Raw genomic sequence first — 26,848 nt, 5'->3', positions numbered from 1 at the left:
TCTCGAGGACAAATGTTGAGCCGGACGCCACCTCAGTCGGGTGGCGTGCTATGGGCCGCGGCCACGGTTAACAGCGCGCGGCTAATTTTGGTTGCCATCTCATACGTCACATGGAATCGGGTGGTTTGCAGAATGTGAGAGGGCATAGCTCCGGCAGCGTTGACGAAGCCCTTGATATGGATGTCCCCAACCGGTGGCAGTTTTTTGCCGACACCTTTTCCCGGAACAAGCGCACCTTCCCCAACTTCAACCATGCCGACTTCTTTCTGTTTGCCCAGGCTGGCGTCGATGGCGATAATGAACGGTGCGTTGGCGAGTTGTTTGATTTCGGCGACCGTTTGATTCAAGCTAAAAGCATGGACTGGTTGGGCCAAGGTGCCGCAGATTTGGATTTTGGGTGAAGGCGCTTCAGTTAGCAACGTGCCGACCAAGGGACCCAAGGTGTCGCCGCTACTGCGGTCTGTTCCGATGCACAGGCATAGAAGCGGCCGATGGGAATGCGGCGCCAGCAACTCATCCAAGCGTTGGGTGAGGAGGGATACCGCATTGGGGTGATCGAAAGGGATTTGCCACTTTTCTTTCTCCATGAAAACCTCCAACAAAAACTTGATCCATCGCGCAGTCAGTGGGATCAGGCTCCTAAATATCGGTAATAGTTTATCATGTTCCTTTAAGAATGGATCAATTTTTTGTTGGTTTATAGGATATTCTCTTGTTGAGATAAGAATTTATTAGTAAGATCGAAAAGTGTGATAATTGATTTGAAGGAGGAGAACGTATGGATTTTAGCCGATGGAAAACATGGATTTGTTGTGCGGTGGTGGTAGTGTGTACATCGGTCGTATGGCCCCAACCAGCAAAAGCGGCCGACGATTTGGACTTGGCTTATCGCTGGGCTCCTGTTCACTATCAGGATACGGATGATACTGACGCGGACGCCGATTACTTGACAGCGGTCGACTATGACGGGGATTGGAACGCCAAAAACAATTGGGAAAACCAAGACGATGATCTAGGCCGCCTGCGGGCGACTGTATACTATTCTGTCGTGGAGACTGGCACTCACTGGTATATCGTCTACAGCTTTTTTCATCCGCGTGATTGGGTGGATTATCCCGATTTCGGGCTAGACACACATGAGAATGACATGGAGGGAGCCATGGCGATTGTGCGGAAGGATGGGAGCGCCTACGGCAAATTGGAAGGCATGGTCACCGTCTTCCACACCAACTTCTATTCTTTCACTCCAGCGGGCAGTCCGCTTACCGATGGGGAAGAGAATATTGACGGCCAATTGCGGATGGTGACTTATGACGGTGCGTTGCACCCGGCTACTTTCCAAGAAGCGAAGGGGCATGGACTGAAAGCGTGGAACGGTGGAGAATTCCCAGGTGGAGATGGTGTGATCTACTACCCAGACCGTTCAGTAGCAGAGGTGCCGGAGCATGGGAATGATCGCCATGTTAAATATCGGTTGGTAAACACATTTGAAGCCGGGGGGTTGTGGGATCACCGTTCAGACAGTCAAACCTTTGCCAGCTGGGGGACGTTTGCCGGAGACAATGGCAAGGATAACGCGGCCAACGCCGCATGGGGATGGGATGACAAAGATGATTCTGTCGCTCGTGGGGCCATGGCTACCGATCCCGCCCGACTGACCGATAGTTACTTCAATGGATTGGGCCAATTTAGTACCGATTATGTGAAAAACGCATACCGATAAAGCTAGGCTTATGCATCACGCCCGGGTTGATCAAGGACCCGGGTTTTTTGACTTTCTCACCATTTCCCATTTATACTGTAAACCCGATGATTGGGAATATACGAAAAAAAGGGTGGAGATGAGTCATGCTGTCAACAGAACGAATCACGATTCGCCGTTTGGAACGGGAAGATGCAGAAGCGCTGTTGCAGTTGCGGGTGGCCAATCGGCAGTATTTGGAGCCGTTTGAACCAAGGTTTCCCGATAGTCATTTTACGATGGCCGGGCAACTGGAAGTGATTGAGCGCGATTTGGCAAAGTGGGATCAGGATCAAGGGTATGGGTTCGGCATTTTTCTAAATGAGACGGGTTCATTAATAGGCAGGGTCAATTTGAGCAATGTCGTGCGCGGGGTCTGGCAAAACTGCACTTTAGGCTATTTCATCGCCGAGGAGCAACAAGGAAAAGGATTGATGGTCGAAGCAGTGGGGCTGGCACTTCGTTTCGCCTTCAATGAAGCGGATTTGCACCGGGTGCAAGCGGCGGTGATGCCACGCAATCGGCGGTCTAGTCGGGTTCTTGAAAAAACGGGTTTTCGCTATGAAGGGTTGTCCAAACGATATCTATATATCAATCAAGTGTGGGAGGATCATCTTATCTATGCCCTGACCCGGGAGGATTGGGAGCAAGCGGAAAGGGAGAAGATAAGTGATGTGTGATTCGGGCATAAAAGAAGCCCTTGCCGTGACTGGCAGGGGTTTTCTTATGGAATCAGCCTTCCCCAAGGGCCTTGCTTATCGAGAATCGGTGCGAGTACGAGTAGGACCGGATCAAGACAGAGTATGATTTCAATCCGTACCCTCCATTTCTGCGTTAGCTATGTGCATGCTACAGCATATTCCGTGGCAGGGGCGGATTATGAAATATGGGTGGAGATTCCCTTTTTAACTGGGAACAGTGTAGAATAGGGGCAGGATTGTTTCCCGACGCGGAGACAATGGATTTGAGAACAAAGTGATGAGGTTGAATCGAATGAAAATCGCGCTAGCTACATTGAATGCAAAATATATCCACACCTCATTGGCCTTGCGTTATCTGAAGGCGTACAGTGAGCGGGATTTTGAGATCGAGATTGTCGAATACACCATCAAGGACCCAGTGATGAACATTGTGTCCGACCTGTATGGACGACAACCTGATGTGGTGGGGTTCTCTTGTTACATCTGGAATATAGAAGAGACGATCACCGTGATCGACATGCTGAAGAAAGTGAAGCCGGATGTGAAGATTGTACTAGGAGGGCCAGAGGTTTCCTATGACACCGATTATTGGATGAAGCGTCTACCCCAAGTCGACTTCATTGTCGTCGGCGAGGGGGAAGCTACATTTCACCAGCTATTGACCGAATTGCGCGGTGAGCAGAAGTTCCATTTTGTATTGGGTTTGGCCTACCGCGATGGGGACGAGGTGCGGATCAACCCCCCGCGCCCCAAATTGGACTTGAATCACTTGCCATCTCCGCACCGCTTCCCGGAGGATGTGGCCCACTTGTCCAATCGCGTCGTTTATTTTGAGACGAGCCGGGGGTGTCCATTTAGTTGCCAGTTTTGCCTGTCCAGCATTGAAGTGGGTGTCCGTTATTTCGATATAGAGCGTACCAAACAAGACTTGCTCTACTTGATCAACCATGGTGCCAAGCTGATTAAATTTGTGGATCGTACGTTTAACATCAAACGGGACTATGCGATGGAAATTTTCCAGTTTCTGATCGACAACCACCAAGGTTGCGTGTTTCAATTTGAGATCACAGCGGACATCATGCGCCCGGAAGTGCTCGACTTTTTGGCAGAGCATGCGCCGCCGGGCATCTTCCGGTTTGAAATCGGTGTCCAGTCAACCAACGATCCTACCAATTTGCTGGTGAAGCGGCGCCAAAATTTCACCAAACTCGCCCGGACGGTAACCAAAGTGAAAGAAAGCGGTAAGATTGCTCAACACTTGGATTTGATCGCGGGGTTGCCGTTGGAGGATTACACCACGTTCAAAAAGACCTTTAACGATGTGTTTGCCTTGGAGCCAGAGGAGTTGCAGCTCGGTTTCTTGAAGATGTTACGGGGGACGGGTATGCGCCATGATGCGGAAAAATACAATTACGTCTTCATGGAGCGGGCCCCTTATGAAATTTTGGGCAACGATCACCTGCCGTTTTCGGACATCGTCCGAATCAAGCGGGTGGAGGATGTTTTGGAGAAATATTGGAATGCCCACCGCATGGATCACACCATCGGCTATTTGATCCGGCACGAATTCCCATCGCCGTTTGATTTTTTCCAGGAATTCGGTGATTATTGGGAAGCGCGCGGATGGCGGAAGATCGGCCATCAGTTGGAGGATTTGTTTACGCGTTTGCGGGATTTTTTGCAACAGCGCGGAACCAAGCGGATGGATGTAATCCTCGGCTTGATGAAATATGATTATTACCTGAACCACAAACAACGTCCTCGCAAGGTTTGGTGGGATTTTAACATGGACAAGGCCACGCATGCCGACTTGTTGCGCCAGGCAGCTGAACAGCCGGGGCGCTTGTCGGACGAGTTTGCTTCAAACCGCTTGAACGAACGGGACTTGCATAAGCATGCCGTGGTGGAGATATTGCCGTTTGATTTGGATGCTTATCTCGCCACTGGCCGCGTGTTGGAGCAACGAACCGCCTTGTTTGCGGTATATCGGCCAAAAGGCGGGGAGCCGGTGCGTTGCTACGCGATGAAATTGGATGAAGGCGCGGTACGATTGGCTTAGCTCTCTACAGCAGTTTCTTATACAATTAACATCAACAACAAGCCCCTCTAAACGGAAAAGAGGGGCTTTGTTGTTGAGCGCGGTGTTCATGTTTATCCGGCAACGCATGTAGGAAACCTGATAGTATAGCGCGGCGCAGGTGTGGCTGTATTCATACAAGGTGTCAGAGAAATGACCGTGGAAATGTGTACGATGTGACATGTCGATGGTGCTGTGCCGGTGGTATACTCATGGATGGATTTGATAACAAAAGGATTGGAAAAAGTGGTGGATATGGTTAAACTGCGTGTGATTAATTTCGTGAACATCTTTCTGTCGTCCGTGTTGATCGCTTTCGCTTGGAATATGTTTTTGCTGCCACACAAGATTCTGAGTAGCGGCGTTGCGGGCATCGCGATGATGTTGGCGCTAATTACGCCAATCAATACGGGGATTATCAACTACGCCCTCAATCTTCCGCTGATGGTGCTCGGATTTTGCAAGTTGGGCAAGCGGTTTATGTTTTACACGATTTTTTCGGTTACTGTCACATCGATTGCCTTATTGTTGATTCCCATCAAGGCGATTTCGTCAGACCCTATTTTGTCTTCGGTTTTCGGCGGCGTGCTGGCCGGGATCGGCACGGGTTTGATTTTTAAATCTTCCGGTTCGACCGGTGGATTCGACATTATCATCTTTATGTTGACGCGAAAAAAAGAGCTTCCGGCGGGAATGCTCATGTTTGCGTTAAATGCGATTGTCATCTTTGTGGCTGGCTTTGTGTTTGATTGGGATAGCGCATTGTACACGATGCTGTCTATTTTCGTTTCCGGCAAAGTCATTGATGCGATTCATACCAAACACCTTAAATTAACATTGATGATCATCACCGATAACGGTGAAAAGGTAAGAGAGCACCTTATTTCTAAATTGGTTCGAGGCATTACGATCATGGATGGTGAAGGTGCCTATACGCGTGAACGGCGTAAAGTGTTATTCATGATCATTTCCCGCTACGAACTGGCTGGTGTGAAGCGCTTGATCAAAGAAATCGATCCCAAAGCATTTGTCAATGTCATGGAGACAGTTGAAGTGATGGGATATTTTCGCAGAGACGGATAGCGTGAGGCAACCCCTTCAGTCCCGTTCCTAGGGCATCAAGGGGTTTTTTCTTTGCCGTCAGCCGACGCGGCAGAGATATTTGCAGCTTGCAAAAAAAGGAATATGCCAACTGCGGGGCGAAAAATGGTGAATGGTGAAGATTGACCGGACAATTTTGTCAAAGGAGGGCGACCCGTGGAGGCAGTTTACGCACAAAGCAGTCGGCAAGCAAAAGGGTTTTCATCCTTTGGTCTTCATATGATCAGAAAAGGATTCTTTTGCTTTTTCCTGTGGCTGGTTTTGAGTCTGATGATTATCGCATATCCGGGACACTCCATTCATTGGAGCGTCATCATCCTGTCCTATTTTTTCTTTACCTATGGCGTGATATTTCCACTCACGTTTTGGATCGACTACTTGATTCTGTTAAAGCTTAGTCCCAACCGAGCCATCTTATCCTTGGCGACGCATCTGGTGGTGTCCCTTTTTTATTTGGTGGTTTTGTACCAAGGGGATTTTTTGCTGAAAATGTTATTTTTGGCCGGTTTCATGGGATATTGGTATGCCGATTACCGCTTCAGGATTCCATTCTCCCAATGGGTTCAAGAGCGGACGGAGGACTGGGATCGGCGGATGACGAAAGCGATCACCGTCTTGGGGGCGGTCGGAATGGGGTCTGTGTTCCTGTTCACCCAGCCTTTTTTTGTGTTGACACTCATCGCCCATGATGATGTGATCAAGGAAGTGGATTCCCCGGACGGCAGGTATCGCTTGACCATCGCCGTCAATCATGCTTCCAGCCTCACGACCAAGTGTTTGGCCAGGGTGAAAGTATCGAGCAATGAGAATCCCTTTCGCCCTTCAAAAGAGATATATATTAAAGAAAATGAATGCTGGCCGGATGGAACCTGGCTGAATAACCGTACGGTTCGAATCGAAGGAAGAAGACTAGATATTTTCACCGATCAGGTGAGGGGAAGAGAAGAAGAGGCAGATGTAGTGCCGGATCGGCGTTAGGGTGCGTTTGTAGCAATCTATCCGGTGCCTCTAAAAATCATTATTCGGCGCGTAGCCGCTTTTTTTTTTTTGCACGCGTGTCCATGCGATGATCTGCCTGGCAGGATACAAAAACAGACGGGTGGGAGATATTATTGATAACGGACAGCGTGACGAAAGGATGAAGACGATGCTTGAGCGGCCCGATGAAACGAAACGCCGCAAAGCGGAACATATCGATATTGTGCTGAAGCGGGATGTGACGGGCAAAACGATCACCACCGGTTTTGAACAGTACCGTTTTCGGCACCAAGCCTTGCCGGAGCTCGATTTCGACGCGGTTTCTTTGGTGACGTCTTTTTTGGGCAAACAGGTGAAAGCGCCCTTGCTCATTAGCTCTATGACTGGAGGCACAAAGGAGACGGGTGAAATCAACCGCCGGTTGGCGCAGGCGGCACAAGCGCGGGGATGGGTGTTGGGGCTGGGCTCGATGCGGGTCGCTTTGGAGAGCGCGGAAGCATTGGAGACGTTTCAAGTGCGTAAATTCGCCCCGGACATTCCGATTCTGGCCAACATCGGCGCCGTGCAATTGAACAAAGGATTGCAAGTGGACGATTGCCGGCGCTTGGTTGACCTTATTGGGGCGGATGGCTTGGTGTTGCATCTAAACCCTTTGCAAGAAGTGTTTCAGCCGGAAGGGGACACCCAATTCAGCGGGCTGTTGCAAAAGATTGAACACCTGTGCCGGACGTTGGAATTCCCGGTGGGTGTGAAAGAAGTGGGGTGGGGTATTCACGGCCCATTAGCCAAAGCGTTAGTTGAGCGGGGAATTGCGTTTATCGATGTGGCCGGCGCAGGTGGCACGTCATGGAGCCAAGTAGAAAAATATCGTTCGCATAACCCGGTCCGCTTTGCCGCGGCGGATGCTTTTCGCGAATGGGGGATTCCCACAGCACAGTGTGTCATCGATGTGCGCCGCCACGTCCCCGACGTTCCGGTCATTGCTAGCGGAGGGCTTCATCATGGCGTGGACGCGGCTAAAGCCATTGCGTTAGGGGCCGATTTGGCCGGATTTGGCCGAACGTTGTTGAAACCGGCCGCAGACATGGATTTGGATGCGCTCATGCAGCGATTGGAGCAGATTGAATTGGAAATGCGCATATGCATGTTCGCCTCAGGCATCCGTGCTGTCACGGAATTGAAACACACGGAAAAATTGGAGAAAGCCAATGGTTGAATAAGTGGCGGGACGAGCGGGCGGTTTTGCGGCGTTAATAGGATGCCGCTCCGAGACGAGCGGCATAAGGTTATGGCGTTTTCCATCCGTGCGGATGGATGAGATAGGCGGTTCCATTGGAATGCTTGAGGAAAGCGCTTTCGAATTCCTTTCGTCCATAGGTGAAGCGCACCTGGTCATCTGCGGGACCGGCAGGATCGTTGACGAGCACATTGCCATCACGGTCGAAGCCACGGATGACCAAGAGATGGCCATTGGAACGGGAGATTGGGGCGCCTGGCAGCTCACCTGGCCCAAAAGCGATGCTGGCAATCACGGGGACACCCGCTCGAATCCAAGGTTCCACCTCGCTTAAGCTTCTGAAGCGGACCACTTTGGCATCTAAGCCTTGGGATGCGGCATATGCCGTGTTGTACGGCCAGTTGCCCGCTCCGTCATATACATAATCCCACACCTTGCTGACGACATGGGGAACGGGCTGGTCCCATTCCGCATGGCCGGTCACCCTTGCCCAATAGGCCATGACCATGGATGTGGAAGTGGGGGAGCACCACACTTCGCCGCCATCTGGGAAGACCATCTGTGAGCGTGTCGGCACATCCAGGGCTTTGTTCAACCCGCGGCTGGGGAAGGTGCCGGGTTCGTCTTGCCCATTGGAGAGGGCCACCCCATAAGCGCGCAAGCTTGGCGTCTTTGCAGGGTCTGTTGTAAACAGCTTGATCCGCGTCTGATAAGCTGTGGCCGAGCTTTTTAAAATCAGTGTGTCGGTGGCGACGCGGCCGTGTTCATCCCCTTGTCCCGAAACGGAATGGCGCTTGAAAGGCTGATCGTGTTCAAGCCAGACGCCCATGGAATACCACTTTGTCCAGTGACCGTTCACCTTGGCGCGAAGTTCGGCCTCAATCCAAGTGTTGACCGGGGTGTTGGCTTGCCAAGAGACAATGGCTTCATTGAAACGGTGATGGGAGATTGGGGAAAGCCATTGACCGTAGTAATAAGTGCCTTGATTGTATCGCCCGGTTGAATCGGTTCCCTGCCGAAGCCGGTTTCCGTCCAATTGCAATTGACCGCCTTTGTTGCGGGTGCCGCTGAAAGAGCCGAAGATGAAGCGGGACGTCTCCACATACTTTTTGTTGCTCGAAGCGGCGCGGGCGTTGGCTGAATGGGGGACAAAAAGTAAACTGAGCACCATTGTCGCAACAACACAAACGATCCACGTGCGCATGGCAAAAACCCCTTCCTTCAGCGAGATGTGTGGTGATGCGATATTATTGTATAATAAATTAATTGTCAATTGAATCTATTATGAAAATATGTTTTATTCCTGATTCTTTCTTTTTCTTGGGAAGGGTTTTGCCGGAAAGAAGGTTTGATCCCTGGAGGCGCGGTGAGTAGGACGAGTTCCTCCAGGGATCGACGGTTACTTTGTGCGTAAGAACTCCGGCAATTCGAAACAAGTGCGCAAGATCGCGTCGTTTACATACTTGGTTTTTTTGTCGAACGGTTCTTCCGGCAAAGCCTGATGTTTTTTTGAACCAAGCGTGAAACTCCAAAATCCGCCGGGATAGGTTGGCACAGTTGCCGTGTAAATTTTGTGGATGGGAAACAATTGTTTGATGTGTTTCACGGTTTGTTCCATGATTTCGCGGTGGAAGAGTGGAGATTGGCTTTGGCAGACCATCAATCCGTCTTCTTTCAATGCATCATGGATGTTCCGATAAAAATCATATTCAAACAATTGTTTGGCTGGCCCGATAGGATCGGAAGAGTCTACGATGATCACATCGTAATGGTTTTTCATTTCTTTCACATGCTCCATGCCGTCAGCATAAATGAAATGAACCCGCGGATCAGCCAAATTACCAGAGACGGCGGGAAGATGCTCTTTGCATACTTTGACCACCATTTCATCGATTTCCACCATATCGATGTGTTTGACCTCGTCGTACTTGGCTGCTTCCCGGGCTGCACCGCAGTCGCCGCCGCCGATGATGAGGACGCGCTCGGGATTGGGATGGATCGACAATGGGATGTGTGTGATCATTTCGTTATAGATGTGTCCGTCCAAAGAAGTGGTTTGTACGACCCCATCCAACACCAGCATACGGCCAAAATCATAGGAATCCAAAATCATGACATGTTGGAATTCTGATTGGGCAGAGAAGATCACGTCTTTGATGCGGTAACTGATCTTCATGTTTTCCCGCTCATCTTCCACGAGCCACAGATCTTGATTGATGCGCTGCAAGAATTTTGGCATATCATTCATGTGGATACAACCTCCTTTGGTCTGATGCAAGGTTACAAAAAGACATTTTAGCAGATGTGATGCCTTTTTTGCAGGGGAGATTGGGAAAGCACTGTCAAAAGGAGTGAAGAGAGAGTGACATTGCTGTTTGTGTACGGCAGTTTGCGGCGCGGGATGCGAAATGCTTCTCTTTTGCGTAAGGCGCGCTTGATCGCGGAGAAAGCTTGGATAAGCGGCGCGCTGTATGACACCGGCTACGGATATCCGGGATTAGTCGCAGGTAGCAAGCGCGTATGGGGAGAGGTGTACCAGGTCTCCAATCAAGAGTTGAGATGGATTGATCAGTTGGAGGATTATCACGGAACCGGCCATCCCGATAATCTGTATGAGCGGATCACTGTGGCAGTAAGGTCGCCGGATAGGCAATACACCGCATACACTTACGTCTATGTTGATGCGGATGGGCTGAAAGAGAGGGGGATGGTGATCCCAGAAGGGGATTGGGTTAAGTATGTGAGAAGCCGACATTAGGCTAGGAAGATCGCTTCTCTTTTGCACATTGACCCGCATCCCAGTGCGAAAAACTGTTCGCATTTGTCACGCGCCCATTTTTTTAATATACTTTTTGTCAATGGAACCTATTATTTAGTGTCATTGTTGAACGGCCGCGAATCGATGAGTGGATGTCAGCGATGAAAGCGAAAGAGCCGATTGGCCGAGGGGCAGATTCAAACCTGCCTCCACTCACAACTAACATTTATGTCAACACCCTTGACGTGGGGCTTTAAAGGAGTGCTTTATGAATAAACATCAACCCTTGTCACCAGAAACGGTAAACGAGATTGAGCGGCTCTTACGCGAGATCAGCGTGATTGTGAAGCGAAAGGGCAGAGACATTTTAAATCATTTTCCGATCACTCCGCCGCAATTTAACGCGCTGTTGTGGCTGTATGAAGACGGCGACATGACCATCGGCGAATTGAGCCAGAAGATGTTTTTGGCTTGCAGCACAATGACCGATTTGATTGATCGCATGGAGAAAAACGGGGTGGTCGAGCGTGTGAGGGATGAACGGGATCGGCGCGTCGTTCGGATCCATCTGTTGGAAAAAGGTAGAGAAATTATCGATGAAGTGATGAAAACGCGACGCCAATATCTTTCCGAGATTTTGTCCCATCTGTCCGACGAAGAGGCATTGCATATGAAAAAGTATCTGTCTGTATTGCATGAAGAGATGAAAAAGTCTTGAATCCATTCCCTCTTGTGCCAAAGAGGGAGATTTTTTTTGATGCGATGCCCGTTTTCCCACGCACTTGTGGCGAAGGTGGGGCGTTCATTGAAAAAGGCTTTTGACATAACCGCTATACTGTTTATTGCAACAATGAACAGTGTAGCGACGATTGGGGATGAATGTGAACATGACAGTTTCAGCTACGGAGCGTGCCATTGGCATTCTGGATTCGGGAGTTGGGGGCTTGACGGTCGCCAGAGAGGTGATGAGACAACTGCCTCGCGAGACAATCTATTATGTAGGGGATACCGCGCGCTGCCCATATGGACCGCGCAGTACAGAAGAAGTACGACGTTATACCCTGGAAATCGTCGAGTTTTTGATGAGCCAGCCGCTAAAAGCGATCCTCATCGCTTGTAACACGGCAACGGCCGCAGCCCTGCAAGCAGTGAGAGAACGAGTGTCTGTCCCCGTGCTGGGAGTGATTGACCCAGGAGCGCGTGCTGCGATCAAAGTGACCCAAAACCATGTGGTGGGAGTGATCGGAACGCAAGGAACGATTGAAAGCGGGGCGTATGAGCAAGCCCTCCGCCGCATCCATCCCCACTTGACAGTGCACAGCTTGGCCTGTCCAGCTTTTGTCCCGTTGGTGGAGAGTGGATATCGGCGTACGGAGTTGGCTGATCGGATTGTGCATGACACCTTGCAACCGCTGAAAAAAACAGAGCTGGACACGTTAATTTTGGGGTGCACCCATTATCCGTTGTTGGCTGACGCGGTGCAGAAGGCGATGGGGCCGGATGTTAATATCATCAGCTCGGCAGAAGAAACTGCGGTTGAACTCAGCACCATTTTGCAACATCAGGGGTTGTTGACCATGATGAAAGCGCCGCGCCATCGTTTCTTCACTACCGGAGAAGCTGAACCGTTTGCCCAGATCGCCGAAGATTGGTTTGGCTACCCGATTGAGGTGGAGCAGATCACGTTGAGTGAGTCAGATGCGGCTGGCCTGAAAACGCAAACCTGGTGATTTTTCAGCCTGACGCCTGCCATTCGCGCAAATATTTACGAAAAGAGAGTGCTAAAATCCCTCCAAGACCGTATACATGTTACTACCATGACTTGTCCTGGAGGGATATGCAATGCCGAATTCACTGATAAAAAGGTCGTTCGCATGGCTGATTCTGCCGTTGATGCTCACTGGCTGTACTTGGGGGGACAAACCCGCTTCCCAAGCGATCGATCCTCCGCCGACCAACGCCAAGCTGGATGCTGAGCCGGTTGTCGTCAAGCGGGCTGAGGTGAAAAAAGGGCGGGGGACCGAGCTTTATTTCTTGACGGATGCTGGCTATGTCGTACCCTATACAGTGGAGGTGCCGGCTACCAAGGAAGTGGCTAAAGCGGCGATGCGTCTGATGGTGAAGGGCGAAGCCGGTGAACAAATGCTGCCTGCGGGGTTTGAGCCGATATTGCCGAAAAACACCAAGATCAAGGCCCTAAACATTGAAGAGGGCACGGCGACAGTCGATTTTTCGAAAGAATTTCTCAATTATCCCGCCGACCTGGAAGAAAAGGTATTGAGTGCGGTCACTTGGACATTGACCGGTTTCCCAAAAGTGAAAGAAGTCAACATCTGGATAGAGGGAAAGCCGCTGGCTGAGATGCCGAAGAAAAAAACGCCCGCTCTCCGTCTCACCCGTAACCGTGGCATCAACCTGGAAAGGGCTGAAGGGATTGACATCTCGAACAGCATGCCTGTGACACTTTATTTCTTGGGGCAAACACCAGACAATGAGGTGTATTATGTCCCCGTCACCCGGATGGTTAAACGGACGGAAAATGTGGCCCAGGCAACCCTTTCTGAATTGATCAAAGGTCCAAGGCAACAATCCTCCCTCTCCAGCGCCATCGATCAAACATTGCAAGTGAACAAGGTGAGTGTCAACAAGAACATGGTTGTCGCTGATGTGGGTGAGCAGTTGTTGCAATACAGCGCGGATCATCGCGCCTCCAAAGACGCCGTCGGTGCGCTGGTCCTGTCCCTGACGGAGAACACAGGGTTAAAGCGAGTGAAGTTGACTGTCAACGGCAAACAAAATGTGAGCGTCTCCGGGAGCGCAGGGGATTTGACCAAGCCGGTCATGCGGCCGGAAAAAATCAATCCGCAATCGTTGTAGAAAAAACATAGGAACCAGAGAGATTTACACAGGAATGATCACAACGTCATTCCTTTTTTGTTTTCACATTCGGAAATTGAACATCGGGTATGCTATACTTAAGGGACTTCACACAGGAGGGGACATCATTGAGAGTAGATGGACGTGCACTTGATGAGCTAAGAAAAGTAGAGATGGAGCGTCACTACATCAAACACGCGGAAGGCTCTGTCTACATATCTGTTGGGGATACGCGCGTACTGTGCACTGCTACAGTTGAAGATCGCGTGCCTCCGTTTTTGCGCAACTCCGGCAAGGGTTGGATCACCGCTGAATATTCTATGTTGCCCCGCGCGACCCAAACCCGGACGATCCGTGAGGCCAGTAAAGGGAAACTGGGTGGCCGCACCATGGAAATCCAGCGCTTGATCGGCCGGGCTTTGCGCTCCGTAGTCGATTTGAACGCGTTGGGTGAACGGACGCTGTGGATTGATTGTGATGTCATTCAAGCGGATGGCGGAACCAGAACAGCATCGATCACCGGCGCGTTCATAGCCATGGTTGACGCATTGGTTCCCCTTGTTAAAAACGGCACACTCCCTGTGTTACCGATCAAGGATTTCTTGGCGGCCACCAGTGTGGGAATCATCGATGGGCAGCCATGCCTTGATCTTTGTTATGAAGAAGATTCCAGCGCGATTGTCGACATGAACATTGTTATGACTGGTGAAGGCAAATATGTGGAAGTGCAAGGTACGGGAGAGGAAGCCCCATTTTCGCCCGAAGAGTTGAACCAGCTTTTGGCATTGGCGAAAAAAGGGACAGATGAATTGATTGCGTTGCAAAGCGAGCTGTTGGGAGAAGACGCGCAGTTGATAGGGGCTCAAAAAACAAGCAAATCCTAGCGGTTTGATTGTTTCTCAAAAGGTTCGCAAACCGCGGTGGGGCCAATCGGCGTGGCATAGGTAAGAGAAGGAAAGGTAGACACATGCGATTGGTTCCACCATGGTGGTGCGGCGAGATGCCGCTTCCGGCCATGCATTCGGCAAGGGTGAGTCCATGATCATGGGGCATGGGCTTTTTCTTGATAAAAATAATGAAGAAAGGGTGGCGCCGAGTGAAAAAGCGTTGGCCGTTTCCCTATATCATCATCGCAACCAAAAACAAAGGAAAGTTGAAACAATTTGCTGACCTTTTTCAAGATCATCTCCATCTCAGGGTAAAAGGATTAGATGAGTTTCCGCAATTACCGGAAATCGTGGAAGATCGGGACACTTTTGAGGGAAACGCCCTTAAAAAAGCGGAAACCATTGCCGCTGCCTTGCAGGCACCTGTCATTTCCGATGATTCTGGGTTGGTTGTCCCCGCTTTGCAAGGTGCGCCTGGGATTTACTCTGCCCGATACGCCGGGGAAGGTGCGACAGATGAAGCCAACAACGAGAAATTGCTGGCGGAGATGAGCGAGGTGCCTGATGAGCATCGGCAGGGCAAGTATGTTTGCGCCATGGCGTTGGCTGTTCCGGGTGAGGAGAGCCAAGTGGTGCGCGGGGAGTGTCACGGTGTCATCACCCGTCAACCTCGCGGGCAGGAGGGGTTTGGCTATGATCCGCTGTTTTATGTTCCGGAAGAAGGGAAGACGATGGCTGAGCTGCCTAAGGAACGCAAATACCAGATTAGCCACCGCGCTAATGCGACGGGAAAACTGATCCAGCTATTGAAGGCTCAATATGATTTTGACGGTGGGAAAGAGGAGTGAGCTTGATGAGAGTGCTAATCATAAGCGATTCTCACGGCGAAGCGAAGCTGTTAAACGAAATCGTCAAGCGGGTCAAAGCCGATCATGTGATTCACTGCGGGGATTTCTGTACGGATGAAGCGGAGTTGCCCAAAGTGCCGCTCACCGTGGTGCGTGGGAATTGCGATTGGGAGCAGGTTCCCCAAGAACAAATCTGGGAAGGCGAAGGAGTGCGTTTTTTCATCACCCACGGCCATAAATACCAAGTGAAAACGACGCCATTGCCCATGCGCTACCGGACGGAAGAGGTGGGAGCGCAGATTGGCTGTTTTGGTCATTCCCACTTTCCATTTTGTGAAAAAGTGGGAGAGGTGTTGCTGATCAATCCGGGAAGCATTTCTTACCCTCGAGGGTTTCCACATGCCACCTACGCCGTGTTGGAGAAAACCGACAAAAAGCTGGCAGTGACCTATTATAAAACGGACGGGACGTTGATTACCGCACGCGGCTATGAGGAATCTTGGGCATAAATGAAGCAGAGCCGGGCTTTGTAGGAACCATGGCCTGGCTTTGCGCATAAATTGGAATGGAAAAAGAAAAATTAGCAAAAAAAAAGTCTTGACGAAGTGTTCTTAGATGAGTTAATATAATTTTGTCGCTGATGCGATATCATTGATATTCAACATGTCCCAGTAGCTCAGCTGGATAGAGCAGCGGCCTTCTAAGCCGTCGGTCGGGAGTTCGAATCTTCCCTGGGACGCCAAATCAGTTTACCGAATACACTTGCCTTAGCCGTGTGTTGCACGTTGCGAAGGTAAGTGTATTTTTTATGTCGAGAAAAGCTGGCGAGTAACCAGACGGAATGATCGTAAGCAGATGGACGGATTCGTTTGCCACAAGAGAATATGATTAATGAAGTAGTCAGTTCAAAACTCTGTTTTTAAATGACGAATGAGTTAAAATGATCTTATTTAAAGTACGTTTCAAAATAAATCTTGGAGGTATTCTTGTGAGAATTGAGCAAGTTAATATTCGACCCATGGAAGAGAAAGATAAAGAAGCAATCATTTCCCTTTCTTCTCGTTATACAGAGTTTGAACTTTCAAGTTGGAGAGATCGAAAGGCTATGGAAGATGCACAAAAACAAGCATCATTAGAAGCTGTCAATAACCCTGAATATAACATTTTTGTTGCCGAAGACTCAAACGGTTTGTTTTTAGGATATATTCAGCTCGGAGAATTTACGGACTCGTTCACTAAGACGAAACAAGGGTTTATAGATTCAATAGCAGTAGCAAAAGAAGCCGAAGGGAAAGGAGTTGGCAAGTCTTTAATGTGCTTTGCTGAGAAGTGGGCAAAAGAACAAGGATATGGAACAATCGTATTGTATGTTTTCGCAAAAAACAAAAAGGCGCGTAGTCTGTATGAAAAAATGAACTATACAGAGGAAACGATTAAATATGTGAAAATACTAGACTAATCAGGATGACGGCCGGAAAATTTTCTGAAGTCTAAAACCGACGGCATGTTCATTCGTATAGGCGATGAACGGATACAGGTTTCGATCAGCGGCATACGCCAAATACATAATGCATCATGTCGGTGTTGTGCCAGCATGAATCAATATCAAACAACGGATAAGCTGCCTAAAGGGCGGTTTTTTTGTCTGTAAATAAACATAAGCCATTTTCCATACAACCGAGTGGGAAAATGGCTTCACGGTCACAGAAATTTGTTTTATTGGCGATCCGGCTCGTCATCGTTGTCTTCTCTTGGCAGGCGCACTAAGGCGGAAATGTCATACCTCATAAATTTCCTCCTCACTTTGTAAATTCAATTTTTGCTGAAGATTGAGAAGTTTTTTGATCGTGACTTTCCATTCGGTTTCTGCCTTCATACTATCAAAGCACTTGGCCATCTGCAATAATGCGGTGTACTGACGCTTTGGCAGGTTTGCCTGAAGCGCGGCTTGCTCAGCCTCCTGATAGCAGGGAATCGCTTCCGCAAATTTGTGTTGCGCCGCGTAGATGTTACCGGCGACAATCAATGCTTTGGACAATTGGTTTCGGGTGGCACGCCGGGCGATCTGAAGCGCGCTGTCGATGTGCTGTTCCGCTTTGGGCCAATTTTTTTCATGGGAATAAATGATGGATAGATAGATCAAGGCGTCAATATGGCTACGGGGATGATTGCGTTCGTAATCATAATTGAGCACCATTTGGAAGCAGTTTTCAGCTTTGTCGCATTGTTTTTGAAGCAGATAAACACTGCCCAAAATGTTCATGATATCAAGATAGCGGTTTTGGATTTTATTGCAGATGCCGATGTTGATGCCTTCTTTGCAGATCTCGATGGCTTCGCTGTATTTTTCCATTCTGCGCAACAGGATGGCCCGATATTTGTAAATATTGAGCAAAGTATATAAACTGCTTCTGATGTGAAAGCGCTTGGCCCACAACTCATCGACGATTTGTTTGGCTGCTTCGAACCGGGTCATGTTCAGGAGATAAAGCGCTTTGTTACATAGCATGGGGTGTTTCACATCCCGCCCGCCGTTGCGCTCCGAATATGCGTCCAGCCCCTTTTCCACGTAATGGAGGGCTTTGCTCATGTTGTTTTGTACATAGTGGCAGATGCTTAATTCGTTGTAACAGATGGAGACGATGTTGTCTCTGGAGCACAATTTGTATTGGTTGTTTAAGCGGATTGCCAGTTTGTAATGCTTCTCGGCTTTGGTGTATGCCTTTTTCGCGTGGAAACACCGCCCCTCCAAGTATGTGTAAAAAGGGGCGAGGGGGTGGTAGCGTTCAATGGCAATGCTTTTGAGCAATTGCTCGGCATGTTCTACCAGTTTGTTGTTGTCCAGCATGGCTTCGATCAACTGAAGCTGAAAAGAGAGTTCTTCCATGCGTTCCAGCTCTTTTTTGACCAAATTTTTCAGTGTCGCTTCATTAAGTCCCAGTTTGGTGAGGTATTTGGTTACGGTTTTCACATCCACATTCCCCACACCGCGTTCAATGTTGGAAATGGTGCCGTACGACATGGTGGCGTCGGCGATGTCCTCTTGACGATAGCCGCTTTCTTTTCTCACTTTGCGCATGACGTAACGAACAACATGCGGGTCAAGTCCATATACCATGCGTTTTCCCTCGCTTTGTTGGTAATGGGTCGGCGTGCCGCTGTGAAAGGAGGCCGAGGGCGAGTGAGAGCGTGTTCATTTAACGGAATCGGCTTAAATCAATGCGGAGAGTGGTGCGAAGAAGGCGCCCTTTCGTGCTTGTGCCAATGAAAAAAGAAATGATTTAAAGGAATGATATTAAATCAAATTTGTATTGTATGAATATATTAAATTATATTACAATTTATATAGATAAGCCATTCATTTATAAAAAGAATGGTTCGAGCTGAAATCGAGGGAGGTGAAGGGAGATGCTATCGATCACGGTGAAGGGGAATGCCCATAAAGTAAATCATTTCCTTTATGAGTTAAGCCAACTGATGGAATTAAAACTGATTCCAGAGGAAGTGGAAGTGACAGATGCGGAGGAGAGAGAGGTAACATGCGATGTGCAACATCAGCCGGCAAGCAAATTGAGTGTAGTCCGTTTGCAAGATCGCTCCGGTTGTGAGATTGCGATTCCAATGCTCGATCTGGTGTGTGCGGAGTTGGAGGATGGCAAGTATGTGTTGACCGGCCGCTGTTATGACCTATTCTCTTAACAATGGGTGTGAGGGAATGCTTTGCGAAACGATGAGATTGTACTTGTCCCGTATATATTGCCAGGACTGCGACCGTTTTGTCACGCGGCATCATTGCCAGACGGTCATGCCGAGAATGGGGCAAGTTCATCAGTGTCCCCACTGTCACGATCAAAAGAAACGTGTGATCCGCTATTGGCGTACCCAGATGATTGATGATGTGGAAGAGATGGGACGAATGTTGAGTTGTACGCCATTTAACCATGCCGAGGTGCAGCAACTTGAGGTGGGGACCATAACGGTGAGTCGCTATGAACGCAGGGAATAAAAAAAGAGCCAACAAAACGGCTCTGAACTATGCGATGTTAGTTTGCCCTTATTATAACATGATTTGGATGGAAATGGAATGCGCGCGGGCGAAGACGATGCAAAACGGTCTTAGGAGGATGGAGTGGAATCAGATAGATCGATGAAGACAGTGACGGTCAGCCTTGGCTTGTGCATAGTGTCACATGAGAGGGGAGCAAGCGGAGCGAAGCACGTGGAGTCACTTTCACGCTTGCAGGACGAATGTGAGCAGACGCCTTCGTTTTCGGTGAAACGGAGGCGTTTCTACGTTCTAGCATCGTGTGTTCGCATAACGATAGGATGGACTTTCGGGGCGTGTCTGATGAATAGGGCATCCCAACTAACTTGATTTGCCTGACACACCCCAGTCAAGATGATAATGCAGATCATTCTGATTACTGATATGATAGGGATAACTATCCAATGTCGCATGTTGAACGGGAAGGAGGATTGACGGATGATCCGCCATTTGCACAAAATGCACTTGCAAGAGAAATGCGCTGTGGATATCACGGACTGGACGCGACGGATCGAGCAGGTGATTGAAAAGCTGGAGTGGTCGTTAAAGTACATCGAGGCGAACAAACAGAAGGCAATGAAGGCGTTGCAGGGCGCGGTGGAATTAGAGCATACGCTACAAAATTCGGGGATTGAGGTGCCGAGTTTCCACTTGGGCACGGTGATTAAAGAAATTATCGGCAATTTCCTGGCGATTACCGATGTGGATGACGCTTACCGGGATTTGATCGGGCTGAAAGATGAAGTGGCCAAGCACATCGAGCGAAAACGCTACCAAGAAATCATCTCAGCAGAGGAATTGGCCGCGCTAGAATCACTTCACATGGATCTGAACAGTTATGGAAAGCGGCTGAAAAAGGTATGGAGCAGCGAAGAGGTGAGCGGGATTGTCTACATTGTGGATGATGTCTTGGAGTTTTTGAAAGAGATGATCACGGAGGACATCGTCCATATCAACCTTGCGCCGAAGCGATCTTGACCTCCCGCTGCCGTTTTTCCAGCGGGATCAGGTTGTGGCGTGGCATGGTATATCTTGGTTCATCCTTTACATCCCGACGCTCCTGAAGTAACATAAAGTAAGTTGGCAAGAAGGCTACATAACAACTTGTTCCTCCCCCTTTGCCCAAGGGGTTACGCCTGTTGACGTTGTTTTCTTGCAAAGCGGGCGCGCTGTGTTATAATGAAAGGGTTATTGTGGCTTTATTGACTACTTTGAAATCGGACTGATGTCAATCATTCATAGATTGCAGGAGGGTACAGTTAATGAAGGCAAGTTGGGAAAAAACAGAAACAAACAAAGGCGTACTTACAGTAGAAGCCGATGCACAAAAAGTGGCAGAAGCATTGGATCAAGCATTTAAAAAAGTCGTGAAACAAGTAAACATCCCAGGATTCCGCAAAGGGAAAGTTCCACGTCCCATCTTTGAAAAGCGTTTCGGTGTAGAAGCCCTCTACCAAGACGCGTTGGACATTCTGCTGCCGGAAGCTTATGAAGCAGCGGTAAACGAAACCGGCATCGAGCCAGTGGATCGTCCGGAAATCGACATCGAGCAATTGGAAAAAGGATTGCCTCTGATCTTCAAAGCGACGGTGACGGTGAAGCCAGAAGTAACTCTGGGCGAATACAAAGGACTGGAAGTTGAAGACAAAGATTTCTCCGTCAAACCGGAAGATGTGGATGCTGAATTGGAGAGAATGCGCAAGCAACAAGGCCAATTGGAAGCGATTGAAGACGGCGTAGTGGAAAACGGCGACCGTGTAATCATCGACTTTGAAGGATTTGTTGATGGTAAAGCCTTTGAAGGGGGCAAAGCCGAGCGATACACCTTGGAAGTAGGTTCTGGTACATTCATCCCTGGATTTGAAGACCAATTGGTTGGCATGAAAGTCGGCGAAGAGAAAGACGTTAACGTCACTTTCCCGGAAGAGTACCATGCGGAAGAGTTGAAAGGGAAACCAGCCACCTTCAAAGTGAAATTGCATGAAATCAAGCGCCTCAACCTGCCGGAGCTGGATGATGAATTCGCGCAAGATGTGAGCGAATTTGACACATTGGCTGAGCTGAAAGCTGACATCGAGAAAAACCTGAACGAAAGAGCGGCAAGAGAGAAAGAAAACTATATCCGTAACGAATTGGTAGAACTGGCTTCGGAAAAAGCCGAAGTGGAAATTCCGGAAGTCATGATCGAAAATGAAGCCGAAAACATGTTGCACCAATTTGAACAACGCCTGATGCAACAAGGGCTTAACTTGGATCTGTACGCCCAATTCACGGGTCAGGATAAAGACGCTTTGAAAGCGCAATTCAAAGATGATGCAGGCAAACGCGTACGTGCCAACTTGGTGTTGGAAGCGATCGCCAAAGCGGAAAACATCGAAGTAACTGAAGCAGACATCGAACAGGAAATCCAAGAAATGGCTAAAGAGATGAGCCGCGAGGCGGATGAAGTTCGCCGTATCTTGGAGGCGCAAAACGCGCTGGAGTCCGTCAAAGAACAACTTCGCGTTAAGAAAACGATTGATCTACTTGTATCCCAAAGTAAAAATAAGGCATAATGGTGATAGGGAGTCAGGGAACGGGGCACGTGAAACTACGTGCCTTGTTTTAAAATTTGAAACTCCGAAATGAGGTGTTTCCTATGCCTTTAGTGCCAATGGTCGTGGAGCAGTCCAACAGGGGCGAACGTGCGTACGACATATACTCCCGGCTATTGAAAGACCGGATCATCTTTCTGAGCGGTCCGATTGATGATAACGTCGCAAATCTCGTTGTAGCCCAATTGTTGTTTCTCAGCGCAGAAGACCCGGAAAAAGACATTCATTTGTACATAAATTCTCCCGGCGGCTCCGTGACGGCTGGATTGGCTATCTACGATACCATAAACCATATCCAGCCCGATGTATCCACCATTTGTGTGGGACTGGCGGCTAGCATGGGTGCTTTCCTGCTAGCGGCTGGAACCAAAGGGAAACGTTATGCCCTGCCAAACAGTGAAGTGATGATCCATCAACCACTGGGTGGCGCCAGAGGGCAAGCTTCCGACATAAAGATCCACGCGGATTGGATTTTGCGCACCAAAGACCAACTTAACAAAATTCTGGCTGAACGCACTGGGCAGCCATTGGATAAGATTGCGCGCGACACAGATCGTGACTTCTTTATGAGTGCCGAAGAAGCGAAAGAATACGGCCTCGTGGATCAGGTGATGGCACGGACTTAGGAAAGGGGTGAGAGACATGTTCAAATTCAACGAAGAAAAAGGGCAGCTCAAATGTTCCTTCTGCGGCAAATCGCAAGATCAAGTGCGCAAATTGGTCGCAGGTCCGGGTGTTTACATCTGTGACGAGTGCATTGAGCTGTGCAACGAAATAGTTGAAGAAGAACTGGGGAACGAAGAGGATATCGACTTGGCGAACTTGCCCAAACCGCAAGAGATTTGCCAAATCCTTGATCAATACGTCATCGGCCAGGAACATGCGAAAAAATCGCTGTCCGTCGCGGTGTACAACCACTACAAACGCATCAACTCACATACGGCCAAGTCGGATGAGGTAGAATTGCAAAAATCCAACATCATGATGCTGGGTCCCACGGGGAGCGGGAAAACCTTGCTGGCCCAAACGCTGGCTCGCATCTTGAATGTTCCTTTCGCCATTGCCGACGCAACCTCACTCACGGAAGCGGGATATGTTGGGGAAGATGTGGAAAACATTTTGCTCAAACTGATACAGGCTGCCGATTACGATATTGAAAAGGCCGAGCGCGGCATCATTTATATCGATGAAATCGACAAAGTTGCCCGCAAATCGGAGAACCCATCTATCACCCGTGATGTTTCAGGAGAAGGGGTGCAACAAGCACTGCTGAAGATTTTGGAAGGAACTGTTGCGAGCGTGCCTCCGCAAGGCGGGCGTAAACACCCGCATCAAGAGTTCATCCAAATCGACACCAGCAATATCCTGTTCATCTGCGGTGGCGCTTTCGATGGATTGGAGACCATCATTAAGCGCCGGATCGGCAAAAAAGTGATCGGTTTTGGCATGGATACGCAAACGGTCACCATGAAGCCAGGCGAGTTCTTGCGGATGGTTCTGCCGGAAGACCTGTTGAAATTCGGATTGATTCCCGAATTCGTCGGTCGCCTGCCGGTCATTTCCACCTTGGAACCGCTGGATGAAACCGCATTGGTGCGCATTTTGACAGAGCCCAAAAACGCTCTTGTCAAGCAGTACCAAAAACTGCTCGAAATGGACAATGTTGAGTTGGAGTTCGAGATGGAGGCCTTGGAGGCGATTGCTCAAGAGGCCATCAAACGCAAAACGGGTGCGCGCGGCTTGAGAGCGATCATTGAGTCGATCATGCTTGATGTCATGTTTGAGTTGCCGTCCCGGGATGATGTCATCAAGTGCGTGGTTACCAAAGAAACGGTGATCCATGGTGTGCCCCCAAAATTGATGACAAAAGAAGGGCACGTTCTCAACAACAAACAAGAAGAAACCGCTTAGCCATAAAAGCGCGAAATTTGGCATCTGCTTTTCCAAGGCAGATGCTTTTTTCATTTAGTCGTGATATGTTAAAATGTAGGAGTTTCCATTCGACAATGGAGCGGTTCTACTGCTTGTGGGGTAGGGCTGCTTTTTCGATAAAGAAAGAGGTGAAAGGGATATGTTGAAAATTGTTGCAATTGATCGTGAACGCTATATCAATTTTGTCAAAACCCAACCTTATCGCAATTTTTTGCAATACCCTTCATGGGCTGATCTCAAGCGGGAGTGGCAATGGAATAGTGATTTCTTAGGCTGGGTAAACAAAGATGGCAAGATGGTTGGCGGCGCGGTTGTGCTGTACCGCAAAGTGCCAGGCATGAATAAATTTTTGGCATACATACCTCGCGGTCCGATTATCGACTGGTTTTCCGACCGCAAGATGAAAGAATGGTTCGCTCCCTTATTCAATCATTTGAAACAAAGGCAAGTATTCAGCGTCAAAATGGACCCTCCGCTGGTGCGCCGGAAATGGTCTTGTGATACGATCAATCAATCCATCCAGGAATTCAAATCACACGGTTTGCGTGGGAGACGGTTGACAGATATCCGGCCAGATCAGGTGTTCAACGCGGTAGAATACGTTCAGCAGGAATTGGCTGACATGGGATGGCGGAAGCATGTGGTGGAAGATAGTTTTGAAACGGTGCAACCGCAGTTTGTGTATCGGCTCAACATGAAAAACAAGACACTGGAAAAAGTATATAAAGGGTTCCATCCTTACTGGCAAAACCGCATCCAGAATGCGGAGCGGGACGGGATTCGCGTTCAATTGGGCACGGAGCGGGATTTGCCGGAATTTCACCGGCTACTGGCTTTAGCGGCAAAACGCGAAAAATCGCAAGTTCGTGATGTGTCTTATTTTGAAAAAATGTTTGAAACGTTGATATTGGAAGACCCTTATCGCGTTCGCCTTTATTTGGCCCGCAAGAGGGACAAGCTGTTGAGCACATCGCTTGCTGTGCGCGTCGACGGCCACACCTGGGATTTATATAACGCCCGGTTGAGCGAAACAATGGAAGAGCCTTCTCCGTATCTGTTGCGTTGGAAAATGATCCAAGACGCCTATCAGCAGGGAGATCGCATCTTTGATTTCCGTGGGATCAGCACTACGTTGGACGAGAACCACCCTAATTTTGAATTGTTGCATTTCAAAATGGGTTTTGGGGGCGAAGCGTGCGAAATGGTCGGCGAATGGGATTACCCGGTGATACCGATGTTGCACTGGGCGTTTGACATGTATATGAAACGGCGTTAGGACGGCGGGGAAGGAAATAAAAACATGAGTAGCCCTTCATGTTGGCGGTCATAATACAAAACAAAGAAACGGTGAGTTCCGCGAAGCAGAAAGGAATGGGCGTCAAATGAGTTGGACTGCTTTACTCATGTTTTTACAAGTGTTCTTCTCCATCGTCATCGGGTTATACTTTTGGAACTTGCTTAAAAGCCAACAGACAAACCGTAGCGCCGTGGATCGCGAAGCCAAGAGGGAATTGGAGAAATTGCAATCCATGCGCAAGATTTCTCTTACGGAACCATTGGCGGAAAAGACCCGGCCCTCGGAATTGAGCGAAATCATCGGGCAAGAAGAAGGGATACGCGCGTTGAAGGCGGCCATGTGCGGCCCCAATCCCCAACATGTGATCATTTATGGTCCGCCAGGGGTGGGCAAAACGGCCGCGGCGCGCATTATTTTGAAAGAAGCCATTAAAAATAGCGCTTCGCCCTTCACCCGCGATGCCAAATTCGTGGAGATCGATGCGACGACGGCGCGGTTTGATGAACGGGGTATCGCAGACCCGCTGATCGGTTCTGTGCATGACCCGATCTACCAAGGGGCGGGGGCGATGGGAGTCGCCGGCGTGCCCCAGCCTAAACCCGGAGCGGTGACAAAAGCGCATGGGGGAGTTTTGTTCATCGATGAGATCGGTGAATTGCACCCGGTGCAGATGAATAAGCTCCTGAAAGTGTTGGAAGACCGCAAAGTTTTCTTCGAGAGCGCTTACTATAGCTCTGAAGATAGCAACACCCCCAGTCACATCCATGATATTTTTCAAAATGGGCTACCCGCTGATTTCCGACTGATCGGCGCCACCACTCGCACGCCTGCTGAAATCCCACCGGCCATTCGCTCCCGGTGCATGGAGATCTTTTTCCGTCCCTTGTTAGCACATGAGATCGAACAAGTGGCCGAACAAGCGTTGAAACGCATCAATTTTGACTATGAGCCGGAAGCAGTTCAAGTGATCACCCGTTATGCGACGAACGGGCGTGACGCGGTAAACATCGTCCAAACCGCTGTCGGGCTTGTCTTGTCGGAAAATCGCCGAGTGGTTGAGGCGAGAGATGTGGAATGGGTTGTCCACAGTAGTCAGCTCAATCCGCGGCCAGAGCAGAAAATGCCTGTCGCCCCGCAAGTGGGATTGGTGACGGGATTGGCGGTGTACGGCCCTCATCTTGGCACCGTGATCGAGGTCGAAGTGACAGCTACACCCGCAGAATCAGGCAAAGGGTGCATCCAGATCACGGGAGTGGTCGAAGAAGAAGAGATGGCCGGGCGCGAGCGTACCATCCGTCGCAAAAGCATGGCTCGGGGTTCCGTTGAAAATGTGATCACTGTCTTGAGGCAAAGCACGGACCTGTATCCCGACGATTATCATTTGCATATCAACTTCCCAGGCGGCATGCCGCTTGATGGCCCTTCGGCCGGGGTGGCGATCGCCACGGCTATCTATTCGGCAATCAAAGGGAAACCCGTAGATCATCGCTTGGCGATGACGGGTGAATTGAGCATACACGGCTATGTGAAGCCAGTGGGGGGGATCATAGCCAAAGTAGATGCGGCCAAACAAGCAGGTGCGAACAGAGTGCTGATACCGCGTGAGAATATGCAATCCATTTTCGAGCACATGGAAGGGATTGAAGTAATTCCCGTAGAACGGATTGAAGCGGTGTTGGATCTGGCACTTGTAGAGGAGGAAAAGCAGACCGAGGACGCGACTGTGCCGTCCGTGTTTGCCCCCACCTCGGCACCAGTGTGATGTAAGAGCGGAA

The 26,848-nt window shown here is 49.4% G+C and carries 26 protein-coding genes and 1 tRNA gene; 23 read left to right on the top strand and 4 right to left on the bottom strand.

Translation table 11 applies throughout. From position 1 onward, the window contains the following. Window positions 1-32 precede the first annotated feature (32 nt). Window positions 33-587: a spore protease YyaC gene (gene yyaC, locus CLV36_RS05250; RefSeq protein ID WP_106341954.1), complete on the bottom strand. Its 555-nt coding sequence runs from the start codon at window positions 585-587 to the stop codon at window positions 33-35. A gap of 191 nt (window positions 588-778) precedes the next feature. Here yyaC and CLV36_RS05245 point away from each other — a divergent pair, with 191 nt between their 5' ends. From CLV36_RS05245 to fni, 6 genes are all read left to right on the top strand, one after another. Then, window positions 779-1,723, top strand: coding sequence for a hypothetical protein (locus CLV36_RS05245; RefSeq protein ID WP_106341953.1), 945 nt, complete (start codon window positions 779-781; stop codon window positions 1,721-1,723). Window positions 1,724-1,848: 125 nt separating this feature from the next. Beyond that, entirely contained in the window at window positions 1,849-2,421 is a 573-nt protein-coding gene (locus CLV36_RS05240; protein WP_106341952.1) for a GNAT family N-acetyltransferase, read from the top strand. A gap of 313 nt (window positions 2,422-2,734) precedes the next feature. Continuing rightward, complete coding sequence (locus CLV36_RS05235) at window positions 2,735-4,501, top strand: B12-binding domain-containing radical SAM protein (RefSeq protein WP_106341951.1); 1,767 nt, start codon at window positions 2,735-2,737, stop codon at window positions 4,499-4,501. 288 nt (window positions 4,502-4,789) lie between these two features. Beyond that, a complete protein-coding gene (locus CLV36_RS05230; RefSeq protein WP_029071762.1) occupies window positions 4,790-5,602 on the top strand; it encodes a YitT family protein in 813 nt (270 codons plus the stop codon). Window positions 5,603-5,776: 174 nt separating this feature from the next. Continuing rightward, window positions 5,777-6,598: a DUF5412 family protein gene (locus tag CLV36_RS05225; protein WP_106341950.1), complete on the top strand. Its 822-nt coding sequence runs from the start codon at window positions 5,777-5,779 to the stop codon at window positions 6,596-6,598. 160 nt (window positions 6,599-6,758) lie between these two features. Beyond that, window positions 6,759-7,814 (top strand): type 2 isopentenyl-diphosphate Delta-isomerase, encoded by a 1,056-nt coding sequence (fni, locus tag CLV36_RS05220; protein ID WP_106341949.1) that lies wholly within the window; start codon window positions 6,759-6,761, stop codon window positions 7,812-7,814. Between the two features lie 70 nt (window positions 7,815-7,884). Here fni and CLV36_RS05215 read toward each other — a convergent pair whose 3' ends face one another. Further along, window positions 7,885-9,039 carry a peptidase C39 family protein gene (locus CLV36_RS05215; RefSeq protein WP_106341948.1) on the bottom strand — a complete coding sequence of 385 codons (1,155 nt, stop codon included), beginning with the start codon at window positions 9,037-9,039 and terminating at the stop codon, window positions 7,885-7,887. Between the two features lie 195 nt (window positions 9,040-9,234). Further along, window positions 9,235-10,083, bottom strand: coding sequence for a polyamine aminopropyltransferase (gene speE, locus CLV36_RS05210; RefSeq protein ID WP_106341947.1), 849 nt, complete (start codon window positions 10,081-10,083; stop codon window positions 9,235-9,237). A 114-nt stretch (window positions 10,084-10,197) separates the two neighbouring features. Between speE and CLV36_RS05205 the strand changes: the two genes are divergently transcribed. The 9 genes from CLV36_RS05205 to CLV36_RS05165 all read left to right on the top strand — a co-directional run bounded on the left by CLV36_RS05205 (window position 10,198) and on the right by CLV36_RS05165 (window position 16,664). Further along, window positions 10,198-10,593, top strand: a complete 396-nt coding sequence (locus CLV36_RS05205) for a gamma-glutamylcyclotransferase family protein (RefSeq protein ID WP_106341946.1) — start codon at window positions 10,198-10,200, stop codon at window positions 10,591-10,593. A gap of 268 nt (window positions 10,594-10,861) precedes the next feature. Then, complete coding sequence (locus CLV36_RS05200) at window positions 10,862-11,311, top strand: MarR family winged helix-turn-helix transcriptional regulator (protein ID WP_022735998.1); 450 nt, start codon at window positions 10,862-10,864, stop codon at window positions 11,309-11,311. Between the two features lie 169 nt (window positions 11,312-11,480). Then, window positions 11,481-12,323, top strand: coding sequence for a glutamate racemase (gene racE, locus CLV36_RS05195; RefSeq protein WP_106341945.1), 843 nt, complete (start codon window positions 11,481-11,483; stop codon window positions 12,321-12,323). Between the two features lie 112 nt (window positions 12,324-12,435). After that, window positions 12,436-13,470: a GerMN domain-containing protein gene (locus tag CLV36_RS05190; protein ID WP_022736000.1), complete on the top strand. Its 1,035-nt coding sequence runs from the start codon at window positions 12,436-12,438 to the stop codon at window positions 13,468-13,470. A gap of 128 nt (window positions 13,471-13,598) precedes the next feature. Next, complete coding sequence (gene rph / locus CLV36_RS05185; protein WP_029071764.1) at window positions 13,599-14,354, top strand: ribonuclease PH; 756 nt, start codon at window positions 13,599-13,601, stop codon at window positions 14,352-14,354. A gap of 212 nt (window positions 14,355-14,566) precedes the next feature. Continuing rightward, window positions 14,567-15,205, top strand: a complete 639-nt coding sequence (locus CLV36_RS05180; protein ID WP_245888296.1) for an XTP/dITP diphosphatase — start codon at window positions 14,567-14,569, stop codon at window positions 15,203-15,205. 5 nt (window positions 15,206-15,210) lie between these two features. Next, window positions 15,211-15,714, top strand: a complete 504-nt coding sequence (locus tag CLV36_RS05175; RefSeq protein ID WP_022736003.1) for a metallophosphoesterase family protein — start codon at window positions 15,211-15,213, stop codon at window positions 15,712-15,714. A gap of 156 nt (window positions 15,715-15,870) precedes the next feature. After that, window positions 15,871-15,947 (top strand) — tRNA-Arg (locus tag CLV36_RS05170). Window positions 15,948-16,193: 246 nt separating this feature from the next. Continuing rightward, entirely contained in the window at window positions 16,194-16,664 is a 471-nt protein-coding gene (locus CLV36_RS05165; RefSeq protein WP_022736004.1) for a GNAT family N-acetyltransferase, read from the top strand. Between the two features lie 318 nt (window positions 16,665-16,982). Here the strand turns inward: CLV36_RS05165 and CLV36_RS05160 are convergent, their stop codons facing one another. Beyond that, entirely contained in the window at window positions 16,983-18,323 is a 1,341-nt protein-coding gene (locus tag CLV36_RS05160; protein ID WP_022736005.1) for a helix-turn-helix domain-containing protein, read from the bottom strand. Window positions 18,324-18,613: 290 nt separating this feature from the next. Here CLV36_RS05160 and CLV36_RS05155 point away from each other — a divergent pair, with 290 nt between their 5' ends. The 8 genes from CLV36_RS05155 (at window position 18,614) to lonB (ending at window position 26,835) form a co-directional block, all read left to right on the top strand. Then, entirely contained in the window at window positions 18,614-18,904 is a 291-nt protein-coding gene (locus CLV36_RS05155; protein WP_022736006.1) for a hypothetical protein, read from the top strand. 43 nt (window positions 18,905-18,947) lie between these two features. Beyond that, complete coding sequence (locus tag CLV36_RS16950; protein ID WP_181352833.1) at window positions 18,948-19,211, top strand: hypothetical protein; 264 nt, start codon at window positions 18,948-18,950, stop codon at window positions 19,209-19,211. 477 nt (window positions 19,212-19,688) lie between these two features. Then, the gene (locus tag CLV36_RS05150; protein WP_022736008.1) at window positions 19,689-20,228 is read left to right on the top strand and encodes a hypothetical protein; all 540 of its coding nucleotides are present in this window, start codon (window positions 19,689-19,691) and stop codon (window positions 20,226-20,228) included. 284 nt (window positions 20,229-20,512) lie between these two features. Continuing rightward, on the top strand, window positions 20,513-21,805 hold the full coding sequence (gene tig, locus CLV36_RS05145) for a trigger factor (protein ID WP_106341944.1): 1,293 nt from the start codon (window positions 20,513-20,515) through the stop codon (window positions 21,803-21,805). A gap of 83 nt (window positions 21,806-21,888) precedes the next feature. Then, window positions 21,889-22,470: an ATP-dependent Clp endopeptidase proteolytic subunit ClpP gene (clpP, locus tag CLV36_RS05140; protein WP_022736010.1), complete on the top strand. Its 582-nt coding sequence runs from the start codon at window positions 21,889-21,891 to the stop codon at window positions 22,468-22,470. A gap of 16 nt (window positions 22,471-22,486) precedes the next feature. After that, on the top strand, window positions 22,487-23,755 hold the full coding sequence (gene clpX / locus CLV36_RS05135) for an ATP-dependent protease ATP-binding subunit ClpX (protein WP_106341943.1): 1,269 nt from the start codon (window positions 22,487-22,489) through the stop codon (window positions 23,753-23,755). Between the two features lie 160 nt (window positions 23,756-23,915). Next, window positions 23,916-25,052, top strand: coding sequence for a lipid II:glycine glycyltransferase FemX (locus CLV36_RS05130; protein WP_245888295.1), 1,137 nt, complete (start codon window positions 23,916-23,918; stop codon window positions 25,050-25,052). A 106-nt stretch (window positions 25,053-25,158) separates the two neighbouring features. Beyond that, window positions 25,159-26,835: an ATP-dependent protease LonB gene (gene lonB, locus CLV36_RS05125; RefSeq protein WP_106341942.1), complete on the top strand. Its 1,677-nt coding sequence runs from the start codon at window positions 25,159-25,161 to the stop codon at window positions 26,833-26,835. Window positions 26,836-26,848: the final 13 nt, after the last annotated feature.

The organism is Laceyella sediminis (genome assembly GCF_003003125.1).
In the GTDB taxonomy this organism is placed as follows: domain Bacteria; phylum Bacillota; class Bacilli; order Thermoactinomycetales; family Thermoactinomycetaceae; genus Laceyella; species Laceyella tengchongensis.
Note: the sequence above shows the minus strand (reverse complement) of the source record. Positions and strands in the feature narration are given on the sequence as shown.

Bases quoted from the DNA above. Each gene is read 5' to 3' on its own strand.
- clpX (WP_106341943.1), top strand. From the start codon at position 22,487: ATGTTCAAATTCAACGAAGAAAAAGGGCAGCTCAAATGTTCCTTCTGC.
- CLV36_RS05200 (WP_022735998.1), top strand. From the start codon at position 10,862: ATGAATAAACATCAACCCTTGTCACCAGAAACGGTAAACGAGATTGAG.
- CLV36_RS05235 (WP_106341951.1), top strand. From the start codon at position 2,735: ATGAAAATCGCGCTAGCTACATTGAATGCAAAATATATCCACACCTCA.
- lonB (WP_106341942.1), top strand. From the start codon at position 25,159: ATGAGTTGGACTGCTTTACTCATGTTTTTACAAGTGTTCTTCTCCATC.
- CLV36_RS05130 (WP_245888295.1), top strand. From the start codon at position 23,916: ATGTTGAAAATTGTTGCAATTGATCGTGAACGCTATATCAATTTTGTC.
- CLV36_RS05150 (WP_022736008.1), top strand. From the start codon at position 19,689: ATGATCCGCCATTTGCACAAAATGCACTTGCAAGAGAAATGCGCTGTG.
- CLV36_RS05175 (WP_022736003.1), top strand. From the start codon at position 15,211: ATGAGAGTGCTAATCATAAGCGATTCTCACGGCGAAGCGAAGCTGTTA.
- speE (WP_106341947.1), bottom strand. From the start codon at position 10,083: ATGAATGATATGCCAAAATTCTTGCAGCGCATCAATCAAGATCTGTGG.
- fni (WP_106341949.1), top strand. From the start codon at position 6,759: ATGAAGACGATGCTTGAGCGGCCCGATGAAACGAAACGCCGCAAAGCG.
- CLV36_RS05190 (WP_022736000.1), top strand. From the start codon at position 12,436: ATGCCGAATTCACTGATAAAAAGGTCGTTCGCATGGCTGATTCTGCCG.
- CLV36_RS05155 (WP_022736006.1), top strand. From the start codon at position 18,614: ATGCTATCGATCACGGTGAAGGGGAATGCCCATAAAGTAAATCATTTC.
- racE (WP_106341945.1), top strand. From the start codon at position 11,481: ATGACAGTTTCAGCTACGGAGCGTGCCATTGGCATTCTGGATTCGGGA.
- yyaC (WP_106341954.1), bottom strand. From the start codon at position 587: ATGGAGAAAGAAAAGTGGCAAATCCCTTTCGATCACCCCAATGCGGTA.
- CLV36_RS05215 (WP_106341948.1), bottom strand. From the start codon at position 9,039: ATGCGCACGTGGATCGTTTGTGTTGTTGCGACAATGGTGCTCAGTTTA.
- clpP (WP_022736010.1), top strand. From the start codon at position 21,889: ATGCCTTTAGTGCCAATGGTCGTGGAGCAGTCCAACAGGGGCGAACGT.
- CLV36_RS05245 (WP_106341953.1), top strand. From the start codon at position 779: ATGGATTTTAGCCGATGGAAAACATGGATTTGTTGTGCGGTGGTGGTA.
- CLV36_RS05160 (WP_022736005.1), bottom strand. From the start codon at position 18,323: ATGGTATATGGACTTGACCCGCATGTTGTTCGTTACGTCATGCGCAAA.
- CLV36_RS05240 (WP_106341952.1), top strand. From the start codon at position 1,849: ATGCTGTCAACAGAACGAATCACGATTCGCCGTTTGGAACGGGAAGAT.
- tig (WP_106341944.1), top strand. From the start codon at position 20,513: ATGAAGGCAAGTTGGGAAAAAACAGAAACAAACAAAGGCGTACTTACA.